Origin of the sequence: Streptococcus sp. LQJ-218, from assembly GCF_003428885.1 — a bacterium.
Taxonomy (GTDB): Bacteria; Bacillota; Bacilli; order Lactobacillales; family Streptococcaceae; genus Streptococcus.
Map to the genome: position 1 here is coordinate 1 of NZ_QQRU01000009.1, position 12,127 is coordinate 12,127.

Here is a 12,127-nt window from a genome sequence, read left to right on the forward strand (position 1 = left end):
CATCCTTAGATCCATCTGGGTAAGTTACTACAACTGTTGCGTCTTTGTCACCTGGTGTTGTTGTATCAACTGGTGTCTTGTATTCGAACTTAGTTCCGTCTGGAAGGTCTCCAACGTTTCCGATTGATTTCTTAGGATCTGGAGTTTCACCAACATTAACAGATTGTTCCTTAGGTGTTGGTGTGTTTTCATCGGCTTGTGTTGGTGCTTTTGTAATAGTAAATTTAAATGTTTCAGTTACAGGATTTCCGTCAGCACCTTTAACAGGATTTCCATCCTTACCTAAAACTGTAACAGTTACTTCTGATTCCCCTTCAGTTGTTGGTGTTCCAGTAATTTGTTTTGTTGCTGGGTCGTAAGAAACACCATCAGGAAGTCCTTCAACCTTAACAGAACCATCTGTAGGGACTTTTTCTACTGTGACAGTAACTGGTGTGATTTCTTTTCCAACTACGCCTGTTTGATCATCAATTGGAGTGATTTTTGAAGCGATTGAGTTGGGATCTTTAGTGTTTGTACCATCTGTTGTTTCGTCAGTATCATTCACACCGTCGTTATCATCATCTTCGTCAGTCACATCTGGAATTTTATCACCATCAGTATCCAACTTAAATTTAGCTGTCACTGAATCAGTTGAGTTATCTTTGTAGGTTACTGTGACAGGGACATCAACTTCTTCAATTGTTGTTCCTGGCTTAGCTTCAACAGTGATTGCACCTGTACTTGGATCAATTGTTACAGTATAGCCTTCTGGAGCCATAAAGTCAGATGGGATACTATATGTAGCACCTTCTGGAGCTTTAGTTTCTGCATTATCTTCACCTTTGAATGTAGGTGTTACTGTTGCAGGTGTTCCTGGCGTTACAAGTGTATCTGCATATTCTGGTGTGTACTTGTCTGCATCTTTTGGTGCTTTTGTAACTGTAAATTTAAATGTTTCAGTTACAGGATTTCCGTCAGCACCTTTAACTGGATTTCCATCCTTACCTAGAACTGTAACAGTTACTTTTGATTTACCTTCAGTTGTTGGTGTTCCAGTAATTTGTTTTGTTGCTGGGTCGTAAGAAACACCATCTGGAAGACCTTCAACCTTGATAGAACCATCTGTAGGGATCTTCTCTACAACTACAGGAACTGGTGTGATTTCTTTTCCAACTACGCCTGTTTGATCATCAATTGGAGTGATTTTTGAAGCGATTGAATTTGGATCTTTAGTGTTTGTACCATCTGTTGTTTCATCAGAATCTTTTACACCGTCGTTATCGTCATCTTCATCCGTTTTATCTGGAATTTTATCACCATCAGTATCCAACAAAAACTTAGCATTGACTGAATCTGTTGATTTGTCTTTGTAAGTTACTGTAACAGGGACATCTACTTCTTCAATTGTTGTTCCTGGCTTAGCTTCTACTGTAACTTTACCTGTATTTTGGTCAATTGATACAGTATATCCTTCTGGTGCTGTAAAGGTTGATGGAATAGTGTAGTTAGCTCCTTCAGGCGCTTTAGTATCTTGACCATCTTTACCAGTGAAAGTTGGTGTTGATGTAGCAGGTGTTCCTGGAGTTACAAGTGTATCTGCATATTCTGGAGTGTATTTGTCTGTTTCTTCAGCAGGAACAGCTGTAAATGAATCGAGGGCCAAAGCTGAACCAAGGTCACTTGTGTTATCACCTTGGAGGAATACCGCTGATGTATAGATTGCAGTTTTATCAAGATCAGTTGGCACAGTGAGTGGTACTGACTGTGCAGTTCCATCTGCTTTTGACGTTACTGTTGTTGCCTCACCAATTGCTTTACCATCTTTGAACCAACGAATTTGGTATTCATGTGATGGCATGAGTCCACCAGTCGTACTTTCAGCAGTATTTCCTGGTTTTGCAAAAGTCTTATCGTTATCATATACCAAGACATCGTGCATTGGTTGAGGGGCAATTAAGGCAAAGTTTGTGTTTGAAATATTTGCTGACGCAAGTGATGAAGGTCCTGCTGGAAGTACAGCATCTCCTGTACCTTCGAACATATTTGCTTGGTAGTTATTGCTCCAGATAGAATAGTTATCGACAAGAACAGTAGTATAGACATAGTCTGTATTGATGTGACGGTGTTTTTGTCCGATCGTTCCATTCCACTTCATAAGATGATCATTGTCTAAATCCTCGTCTTTAACAAGGGTTCCGAATTCTTCATCAGAAATCGTATGTGAAATTTTCAAACCACTATTAGCTTGAGTAGAACTTACACCATAAAGACCTCGGAATGCGAGACGGTAGTTACCATCTTTGTCAACTGGTGCTACAACCGTTTCAGCGATATGTGAACCTTTACCGTGTTCAGCTTCATATGCTTTGATAATTTCTGCTTGAGCTGCTTTGAAATCATCTAGTTTATAGTTTTTGTGTTCTTTTTTCCATGCATCCAAAAGATTTGTCACTTCATCGTTAAGGTATGAAGCTGCTACTTTAACACCTGTGGCATTAATATCGTAGCTATCTTTTTTGTACATGCGTCTGTCAGAACCCATTGGGTCACGAAGGTCATACCAGACACTTCCACGGATGGTACCATAGTTACCTTTACGTGAAAATTGGCCGTCTGCTAGGTCGCCTGTTTCACGTTCCGCCTCTGGTTTCAAAAGGTAGTCTTCTGAATTTGGTTTTTCTTGAAGAACGACTTGACCATTCACAATACGGTTGATACCAGCCGTGAAATCCCAACTTTCATTTATACGAACAAGACGAGTGTGGAAACCTGTACGTTGGTCACCTGCTTTGATGACATTATATTTCTTTGGATCTGGATTTTCTGCCCAAGTACGAACAGCAAAGTCAGGATCTCCTGCAAGTTGAAACTCACCTGTAGCTCCTAGACGGTTTGCTGCTGGTTTAGACAAGTCAAATACAAATCTTCCATCTTCTTGACTTGTTGTCTTATAAACTGGAGAAACAAAACCTTTACCAGTTACATACTGAAGGTAAACATTCACACCACCAAGAGGTTTTGCATCTTCTTGGTCAGAGTTATTGAGTGTACCATTACGGTAGAGCCAAACTTTTCCTTGGTAACCTTGTTTTTGATCCCAAACACCTGGGCTATAGATAGCTGTTTTTTGTGCAGCATTTTGGAGTTCAGAGGCGAAACCATTCGTGTTGACAGCATTTTCTGGATCAAGAGCAGCGGCACGGGCACGACGTGAACGTGCAGGTGTTTCAGATGCAGCAGCATCTTTTGCCTTTACTTTAACTGTTTGAGAAGCTGCAAATGTTGCGCTTGACCCATCTTTAAATGTAACAACAGCTGATCCGTCTTTGCTGACTTTAACATCAGTCGCTGTTGGATTTACACCTTTAATTGCTTCTGTAACATTTGAAATTTCTTCAGCAGTTAAGGCTGATGAATCCGCTACTGGTGTCAAGCTTGGTGCTTCAGCAGAATCTGATTCTTTTGTAGTTGCTGCTACTGGTGCAGCAGAAGGCTCTGTAGTTTTCTCTTCAGCTTTAGCTTCTTCTGCAGCTGGTGCAGCTGGCGTAGGGGCTGGCTTCGCATTAGCTTCTGTAGGTGTTTGAGCTTCTGCAGCAGGTGCTGCATAAGTTACATTCTCTTCACCTGCAGTCGCCTTAGTGGTTTCCGTAGTAGGACCTGCTTCTGGCTTAGTAGATTCCGTAGTAGAACCAGCTTCTGGCTTACCTTCTACTGTTGTATCTGCTTTAACTGATGGAGCTGCTAGTGCTGCCCCAACCGCAAAAACAAGCGAACAACCGAAAAGGAAATGTTTTCCTTTTTTAATCATACGCCAATTTTTTTGCTCTGCATTTTTACGATTAAAATACATGTTTGGATCTCCTTTTAGTATTTATTAGCATTTTATATGCTACATACTATTTCAATATAAAATATCTATTTGAAAATGTCAAGAATAAGAAATTAAAAAATATAGAAAAATCGGAGATAACTTCTCAAAGTAACTTCCACTTGGCTTGTCAAAGTAGAAATGAGTCTAAAACGGATTTTTATGGTGGAACTAAGTGTGAAATGTTTGAGTTAGAGATGAGGTTCACTATGGCAAGATATAAATACCCTTAGCTTTTGTCTACCCACTACAGTTGAAAAAAACCAAAAAAGAAGCCTTCCGGCTTCTCTTCTTATAAGACTTTTGCTGACGTACGAGTAATCTCTTCGACTTGAATATTTTCTGCTTCAAATTTTTCTTTCAAGGCTGGTAAATCAATTGATCCATCGATTTGCACTTCGATGATCACCTTACCATCTTTACGTGGAATATTGACTGTATGAGAGATATTCAGATTTTCTTCTACTATTAAAGAAACAATTTTTCCGAGTACACCCACTTCATTTTCTGTTACAAAGCGCACACGAATTCCTTCTTCCCCATAACCAGCAATTTCAAGAAAGGCTTGGAAAACATCACGGTCAGTAATCACTCCGTAAACTTGATGATTATCTACTACAGGAAGAATACCAATCTTGTTTTTCAACATCAAATAAGTTGCATCCTCTAGACTCGCATAGCCTGAGACAGTGATAACATCGCGAATCATGACATCTTTTACTTTGGTCTTATTCAGAAGATAATTCATTTCATAGATAGAAAGACTGGTTGCTTTGGATGGACTAGCTTGGGCAATGGTTCCCTCAGTTACCAAACCAACTAACTGATCATTTTCGATAACGGGCAAGCGATGCAATCCTTGCTCTCTCATCAAATCTGCTGCATATGATACTGTTGTATCTGGACTAATATACACTACCTTGCGGGTCATAAAATCTTTAACTGCCATGAGACTTCTCCTTTTCTATTCTTATCCCTATTATACAATCTTTTTGCAAATCTATCAAACGCTTACATCTCTTTTTCAAAATTCAGAAAACTATAAATAAGCTAGCAAAAAGAGCTCTAAATCCGAGCTCTCTGAATGAAGGTAAGATACCTTTCATTCGATTTTTTTAATTATTAGAAATTAAACTTTCAACGAGGATCCAGATTTGTTTGAAATCTTAATCTGCCGACTAAAAAGGTCCCCCGGACTATTAATGATGATTACTTCGTAATCTCTATCCACCGACTAAAAAGGCCCCCCGGACCTTTTTAGCCACCTAGATATGCTTTTCGGACTTCTTCTGATGAGGCTAGTTCTTTTCCTGTTCCTGATAGAACAATCTTACCCGTTTCTAGTACATAAGCACGATCAGAGATGGCAAGTGCCTTATTGGCATTTTGTTCAACCAAGAGAACTGTCGTTCCTTGCTTCTGAATCTCTTGGATAATGTCAAAAATTTCTTGAATAAAGATGGGGGCAAGTCCCATAGATGGCTCGTCTAAGAGAAGAAGTTTAGGCATAGACATGAGAGCACGTCCCATGGCAAGCATTTGTTGTTCCCCTCCTGAAAGAGTAGCTGCATCCTGGTTCTTGCGTTCTTCAAGACGTGGGAAACGTGAAAAAACTTTCTTGAGATTAAGCAAATTTTTATCTTTATCAGTACTCAAGAATGCTCCCATCTCCAGATTCTCCAAAACTGTCATCCCTGGGAAAACATGACGTCCTTCTGGAACCTGAGACAAACCTTCAGCGACAATCTTACGAGCTGGAAATTTTTGGATTTCTTGATGATTGTAAATGATTTTACCAGAAGAAACTTTCTCCAAACCAGAGATGGCACGGAGAGTAGATGTTTTCCCAGCACCATTGGCTCCAATCAAAGTTACGACTTCTCCCTCATTTACTTCAAAAGAAATGTCTTTCACAGCTTCGATAGCTCCATAGGAGATAGACAAATTTTCAACTTTTAATAAGGACATTATGCTTCACCTCCTAAATAAGCTTCAATAACGCGTTTGTTAGTCTTGATTTCTTCTGGAGTACCATGAGCAATCAAACGACCATATTCTAATACATAGATTCTCTCTGTCACATCCATAACCAGATTCATATCATGCTCGATCAGAATGATCGTAATGCCAAAATCTTTTTTAATCTGACGGATTAAAGAAGTTAATTCTGCTGTTTCTTGCGGGTTCATCCCAGCAGCAGGTTCATCCAAGAAAAGGATTTTAGGCTCAGTAGCCAAAGCACGAACGATTTCTAAATGACGTTGTTGACCATAGGCTAAATTTTTCGCCAAAGTATCTGCCTCCTCTTCCAAATGGAAGATTGCCAAAAGTTCCATGGCTTTTTTCTTCAACTCTTCCTCACTCTTGTAGTATGCAGGAAGACGGAACAAAGAAGCAAATAGATGAGACGGATGATGATTAGCCATGCCGATTAAAACATTTTCCAAAACAGTCATATTTTTAAAGAGACGGATATTTTGGAATGTCCGCGAAAGGCCAAGAGAAGCAATCTTGTAGGGTGCCTTATTGTTTAAAACTGTATCATTCAGGGTTACAGTTCCTTCAGAAGGAACATATACACCTGTTAAAAGATTGAAAAGAGTTGTTTTACCAGCTCCGTTTGGTCCAATCAGTCCAACTAATTCTCCCTCGTGGAGCTCCATACTTACATCACTAACTGCAGTTAAACCACCAAAATGTTTTGTTAAATTTTTTACTTCAAGTAATGCCATTATTTTGTCTCCTCCTTTTTCTTGTTAAAGAATTTTGAAAGATACAATTCTTTAGTTCCAAGCAAACCTTCCGAACGGAAAAGCATTACCAATACAAGAGCCAAGGCATAAATGATCATGCGCAATTCTGCAAAGTTTTGAAGGTACATATTCAAAATTCCAAGGACTACTGCGGCAATGATGGTTCCTGTAATCGAACCAAGTCCACCCAGTACCGCGATAATGAGATAGTCGATAGAGTTCATTAGACGGAAGTTATTTGGAACAACAACTCCAATATAGCTTGCATAGATTGATCCAGCTACAGCAGAAATCATGGCTCCAATAACGAAAATCATAACCTTCATCTTGGTCACATTAACTCCCATAGCCTCAGCTGCAATTTCGTCTTCGCGAATAGTAATAGCCTGACGACCTGTTGAGGAATTAAGGAAGTTAAGAACAAGAATAGTAATCAGTACAACAATGACAAAAACAGCTTCCCAACTGACATATGGAAGAATATTTGTCAGACCAGCAGGTCCATTCGTTAATTCACCACCATTTTCAATCAGTTTACGAATAATTTCTGCCATCCCTAGCGTTGCGATTGCTAGGTAATCTCCTTTCAGACGAAGGGTTGGTAAACCGAAAATAATGGCAACAATAGCTGCAAGAATGACACCCACTACAATTGACAAATAGAAACTATCATAAGTTGGAGATTTAGTGGTCATAATAGCAGTGGCATAGGCACCGATAGCCATGAAACCAGCTTGACCAAGAGTGAACTGTCCTGTGAACCCGAGAACAAGGTTGGTTCCCAATCCCATCAGAACGGCGATTCCAATTCCAATCAAAATTCGAACATAGTACATGTTCATTAGTCCTGTTACTTCAGCTAGCTTTAAAAGGGCAAAGAGTGCCACGATTAGCGCAAGCCAAATCAAATTTATTTTTAAATTTTTCTTCATTGCTTACACCTTCTCTTTCACATTTTTACCAAGAATACCAGCTGGACGAATCAAGAGGATCAAAATCAAAACAATATAAACAATCGCATCACGGAAGTTTGAGAATCCGAGAGCAACTGTAATGGTTTCAACACCACCGATGAGGAATCCTCCCAAGGTTGCACCAGGAATAATTCCAATTCCACCTAAAACTGCTGCGACAAAAGCTTTAATACCTGGCACCATCCCCATTAATGGCTCGATAGATGGTTGAGAAAGTGGAATCAAGACACCTGCAGCACCTGCAAGTGCAGAACCCAAAGCAAAAGTGAAACTAATAGTTGAGTTTACATTAATCCCCATCAATTGAGCGGCATCACTATCTACAGAAACAGCACGCATAGCTTTACCCATTTTTGTTTGCTTCACCACATATTGAAGGACAAACATCAGAGCAATCGAAACGATAAAGATGATAAATTCCGCATTAGTAATGAAATCAAAAGTCATTGAGCCAATTTGTAGCGGTTTAACCACAAGAGCTTCTTCTGGATAAGAACGAGGTTGGGCTCCAAAAAGGAAGACCATTCCATATTCTAAGAAGAAAGATACTCCAATCGCGGTAATCAAGGCCGAAATTCTTGAAGCATTTCGGATTGGGCGATAGGCTAAAAATTCAATCAACATCCCAACTGCTGCAGTCACAACCATCGTAATTGCAATAATAAGTAACAAAGCAATGTAAAAGCGCCATTCTTCTGATGGGATAAAGGTTAAATACGGAGCAATGTTAAAATTCTTAAAAAGGAAATACCCCATAAAAGCTCCAAGCATGAAAATATCTCCATGCGCAAAGTTAATTAATTTAATAATCCCGTAAACCATGGTATATCCTAAAGCAAGGAGAGCAAAGATACTCCCCGATACCAAGGCGTTTACGAGCTGATGTAAAATCTGATTTGACATATTCTACCAAACTTTCTATAATTTCTAGTCATTCCCTATTTAATGAAATGAGTAAGAGATAGACTCTACTAGAGTCTAATCTTTCACTTCAACTGGGGTAGCAGACTCTTCTGCTCCATTTTCAAGACGAACCATGAGGGCTGACTTAATTGGATTGTGTTGTTCATCAATAGTCATGACCCCTGTGACTCCTTCAAAATCTTTCAATTGGCCGAGATTTTTGGCAACCTCAGTTGAGTCTGAAGCATTCTTAGAAGCTTCTGCCACCATATAAACTGAATCATAAGCAAGAGCCGCAAACATATTTGGAACTTCTGCATATTCTTTCTTGTAGTTTTCAATGAAAGCAGCGGCTTTTTCATTCAAGTTGATTTTTGATGAATATCCAGATACAAAATAAACATCGGTTGCATTTTTCTTATCTGAAAGTTTTACGAAGGTTTCGTCACTAAATCCATCTGGTCCAAGAATCGGTTTATTAATTCCCATTTCACGCGCCTGCTTTGTAATGATACCAGTCTCTGTATAGTAACCAGGCATTACAATCGCATCGTAATCCAAGTCTTTGAAACGAGTCAAGGCTGCTTTGTAGTCTTTATCTCCTGCGATAAAGGTTGATTCAGCAACGATTTCTCCCTTGTATTTACGTTTGAACTCTGCTGCAATCCCTTGCGCATAGTCTGAAGAGTTATCATAATAGAGGACAACCTTTTTCGCATTCATATTTTCAGCAGCAAACTGGGCCAAAACTTGACCTTGGAAACTATCTTTAAAGGTCGTTCTAAAGACATAATCTTTAGTTGAACCGTCTTTATTTGTTGTCAAATCATCCTGTGTCCCAGATGGGGTCAAAAGAGGAACCCCTGTCTTTTGAGATTCTAGGCTTGATGCTGCTGTCGCACCGGAAGTAGCTGGTCCAATAATGGTCGTTACTTGACTTTGAACAGCAAGGTTTGTGGCTGTAGTTGACGCTTCAGCAATCTCAGATTTATTATCTTTAGCCACCAACTCTAGTTTCTTGCCATCAACACCACCCTTGTCGTTAATTTCCTTAACAGCAAGTCTAATTCCATTATACTCAGCAGTACCATAAGCTGCTACTGCACCGGAAAGCTCCATATTGACACCAATTTTGATAGTGTCTGCTCCCATTTTATTTCCTTTAGCATTGGCTGTGACATCTGGCGACTGTCCACACGCTGCCAAGCTCATAAGGACTAACAAAGAAAAAGCTCCTTGAGCAATTTTTTTTATCATAATCGTCTCCTTATTGCGAATAATGTAATAAATACTAATATACAGAATTATCTGAATATTGTCAACATAAAAAACGCATTCTTTTACATGATTGCGTTTTCATCTCGATAGAGATTCCCAACAAAGGGTGTCTCCAACTCTTGGATATGACAGACTTTAACTTTTTTAATAAATTTTTCCTTGCTCAAGCGTCCAACCAATTGCTCCACTTCTTGAGTTGAAACATAGAGTTGTAAGTAACGATGTTTTTTGGAATGATAGGTAATATCTCCATAATCCTGCAGTTTTTTTGCATCACGATTATAGTAAAGATAGATAATCAAGCCAGATCGATTGACTTTTTCAAACATGATAAATCCTCTTTCTAAGAAATCTCTCCCTATTATACCAAAAAAAGCAAACCCAGTCGAGTTTACCTTCTTTGATTATTAGTTCAATGAATTGTTGGCCATGATTTCATCAATAAAGCCATATTCAAGCGTTTCTTGAGCGCTCATCCAGTAATCACGTTCAGCATCTGCGTGGATTTGCTCAACTGTTTTACCAGAATTATCTGCAAGAATTTGCTCCAAAATCTTACGAGTTTTAAGCAAGTGTTCAGCAGCAATCGCCATATCCGTTTGCTGTGTACCACCACCTGTACCACCCATTGGTTGGTGAATCATGTATTCAGCATTTGGAAGCATGAAACGTTTGCCTTTTGCTCCACTTGATGCGATGACTGTTCCCATAGATGCGGCCATGCCCATAACAATGGTTTGGACATCTGCCTTAATAAAGTTCATGGTATCAACGATTGCCAAACCAGCTGAAACGGAACCACCAGGTGTATTGACATAAAGGTAAATATCTTTTGTACTATCTTGGGCATCTAAGAAAAGCAATTGGGCAATAACTGAGTTAGCCATATTGTCTTCAACTGGACCTGTCAGCATAATGATGCGGTCTTTGAGAAGACGTGAGTAAATATCGTATGAACGTTCTCCACGGCTTGTTTGTTCAATAACTACAGGAATCATTTATTTCTCCTTTTGAGTTTTAATTTTGTTAGTCAAATGACTGAAGATAAGACTATTATAATATATTGGTCAAAAAAGGTCAAATTTTTGCTCTGCTTTCATTAGACAGAAACAAAAATTCAACCTCCTTTCGTAACTGGAAATTCTTTTCCAAGTCGTTCTTCTTTACGATCTTATTTCGTACCGAACAAGCGGTCTCCAGCATCTCCAAGGCCTGGAACGATATAACCGTGTTCGTTCAAGCGTTCATCCAAGGCTGCTGTAAAGATTTCTACATCTGGATGAGCTTCTTGAAGGGCTTTGACGCCTTCTGGAGCAGCGACAAGGCAGACAAATTTGATATTTGATGCGCCACGTTTTTTAAGCGAGTCAACAGCCAAGATTGCTGAACCACCTGTTGCGAGCATTGGGTCTACTACAAAAATTTGACGTTGGTCAATATCTTCAGGCAATTTTACCAAGTATTCAACTGGTTGAAGTGTTTCTTCATCACGATACATACCGATGTGACCAACTTTAGCAGCTGGAACCAAGCTCAAGAGGCCATCAACCATCCCGATACCTGCACGCAAGATGGGAACAATAGCCAATTTCTTACCTGCCAATTGTTTTTGAACTGTTTTTGTGATTGGCGTTTCGATTTCTACATCTTCAAGTGGAAGATCACGAAGTACTTCATACCCCATCAACATTGCAATCTCATCTACTAGCTCACGAAAAGCTTTTGTAGAAGTATCTGTACGACGCAAGATTGACAATTTGTGTTGAATCAGTGGATGATTAATGACTTCAATTTTTCCCATTTTTGGAATTCCTTCTTTCAATTTATTCTTCTTATTATACCAAAAAATGGTTTAAAAATCTTTCTAGACTATTTATTTTCGATAATTTTTACATTAAATCTGCCTCTTTCAGAGCTTGTTGTACTGTCTCAAGTGGTAAATGGGTCAATTCTGTCCCTTTTTCTTGATAAAGGTATTTGGCATAGTCATCCATTCGGTACTGGTTGATATAAACTACGCGCTTGCAGCCGACCTGAAGCAATTGTTTCGTGCAATTCAGACAAGGAAAATGGGTCACATAGGCTGTAAAACCTTTAGGAACACCACGTTCTGCACCTTGAAGGATAGCATTAACCTCTGCATGAAGAGTACGCACACAGTGGCCTTCGATGACCAGACATTCGTGATCAATACAATGCTCGGTTCCTGACACCGAACCATTATAACCAGTGGAAATAACTTTATTATCCTTTACCAGAATTGCACCCACTTTAGCACGTTTACAAGTGGAACGATTGGCAATTAGTAGGGCTTGGGCTGCAAAATACTCATCCCAGGCCAGTCTTTTTTCAGTCATCTCTTTTCTCCT

Annotated in this window: 11 protein-coding genes; all 11 read right to left on the reverse strand. The window is 39.4% G+C overall.

The window, feature by feature from the left end; all coding sequences use genetic code 11:
* The coding region (locus D2908_RS08295; RefSeq protein ID WP_117306296.1) for a YPDG domain-containing protein at window positions 1–3,832 on the reverse strand (3,832 nt) is incomplete at its 3' end.
* 310 nt (window positions 3,833–4,142) lie between these two features.
* Entirely contained in the window at window positions 4,143–4,799 is a 657-nt protein-coding gene (locus D2908_RS08300; RefSeq protein WP_117306298.1) for a CBS domain-containing protein, read from the reverse strand.
* A 308-nt stretch (window positions 4,800–5,107) separates the two neighbouring features.
* On the reverse strand, window positions 5,108–5,818 hold the full coding sequence (locus D2908_RS08305) for an ABC transporter ATP-binding protein (protein WP_117306300.1): 711 nt from the start codon (window positions 5,816–5,818) through the stop codon (window positions 5,108–5,110).
* The gene (locus tag D2908_RS08310; protein ID WP_117306302.1) at window positions 5,818–6,582 is read right to left on the reverse strand and encodes an ABC transporter ATP-binding protein; all 765 of its coding nucleotides are present in this window, start codon (window positions 6,580–6,582) and stop codon (window positions 5,818–5,820) included. The genes D2908_RS08305 and D2908_RS08310 overlap by 1 nt, the downstream gene beginning before the upstream one ends.
* On the reverse strand, window positions 6,582–7,535 hold the full coding sequence (locus D2908_RS08315; protein WP_117306304.1) for a branched-chain amino acid ABC transporter permease: 954 nt from the start codon (window positions 7,533–7,535) through the stop codon (window positions 6,582–6,584). Before D2908_RS08315 ends, D2908_RS08310 begins: the two co-directional genes overlap by 1 nt.
* A 3-nt stretch (window positions 7,536–7,538) precedes the next feature.
* Window positions 7,539–8,468 (reverse strand): branched-chain amino acid ABC transporter permease, encoded by a 930-nt coding sequence (locus D2908_RS08320; protein ID WP_165847486.1) that lies wholly within the window; start codon window positions 8,466–8,468, stop codon window positions 7,539–7,541.
* An 87-nt stretch (window positions 8,469–8,555) separates the two neighbouring features.
* Window positions 8,556–9,737: an ABC transporter substrate-binding protein gene (locus D2908_RS08325; RefSeq protein WP_117306308.1), complete on the reverse strand. Its 1,182-nt coding sequence runs from the start codon at window positions 9,735–9,737 to the stop codon at window positions 8,556–8,558.
* Between the two features lie 83 nt (window positions 9,738–9,820).
* Window positions 9,821–10,087: a YlbG family protein gene (locus tag D2908_RS08330; RefSeq protein WP_117306310.1), complete on the reverse strand. Its 267-nt coding sequence runs from the start codon at window positions 10,085–10,087 to the stop codon at window positions 9,821–9,823.
* 78 nt (window positions 10,088–10,165) lie between these two features.
* A complete protein-coding gene (gene clpP, locus D2908_RS08340) occupies window positions 10,166–10,756 on the reverse strand; it encodes an ATP-dependent Clp protease proteolytic subunit ClpP (RefSeq protein WP_117306312.1) in 591 nt (196 codons plus the stop codon).
* A 173-nt stretch (window positions 10,757–10,929) separates the two neighbouring features.
* A complete protein-coding gene (gene upp, locus D2908_RS08345; RefSeq protein WP_002878997.1) occupies window positions 10,930–11,559 on the reverse strand; it encodes a uracil phosphoribosyltransferase in 630 nt (209 codons plus the stop codon).
* Between the two features lie 88 nt (window positions 11,560–11,647).
* Window positions 11,648–12,115, reverse strand: coding sequence for a cytidine/deoxycytidylate deaminase family protein (locus D2908_RS08350; protein WP_117306314.1), 468 nt, complete (start codon window positions 12,113–12,115; stop codon window positions 11,648–11,650).
* Window positions 12,116–12,127 lie beyond the last annotated feature (12 nt).

Bases quoted from the DNA above. Each gene is read 5' to 3' on its own strand.
- D2908_RS08315 (WP_117306304.1), bottom strand. From the start codon at position 7,535: ATGAAGAAAAATTTAAAAATAAATTTGATTTGGCTTGCGCTAATCGTG.
- D2908_RS08310 (WP_117306302.1), bottom strand. From the start codon at position 6,582: ATGGCATTACTTGAAGTAAAAAATTTAACAAAACATTTTGGTGGTTTA.
- D2908_RS08325 (WP_117306308.1), bottom strand. From the start codon at position 9,737: ATGATAAAAAAAATTGCTCAAGGAGCTTTTTCTTTGTTAGTCCTTATG.
- D2908_RS08330 (WP_117306310.1), bottom strand. From the start codon at position 10,087: ATGTTTGAAAAAGTCAATCGATCTGGCTTGATTATCTATCTTTACTAT.
- D2908_RS08305 (WP_117306300.1), bottom strand. From the start codon at position 5,818: ATGTCCTTATTAAAAGTTGAAAATTTGTCTATCTCCTATGGAGCTATC.
- clpP (WP_117306312.1), bottom strand. From the start codon at position 10,756: ATGATTCCTGTAGTTATTGAACAAACAAGCCGTGGAGAACGTTCATAC.
- D2908_RS08300 (WP_117306298.1), bottom strand. From the start codon at position 4,799: ATGGCAGTTAAAGATTTTATGACCCGCAAGGTAGTGTATATTAGTCCA.
- upp (WP_002878997.1), bottom strand. From the start codon at position 11,559: ATGGGAAAAATTGAAGTCATTAATCATCCACTGATTCAACACAAATTG.
- D2908_RS08350 (WP_117306314.1), bottom strand. From the start codon at position 12,115: ATGACTGAAAAAAGACTGGCCTGGGATGAGTATTTTGCAGCCCAAGCC.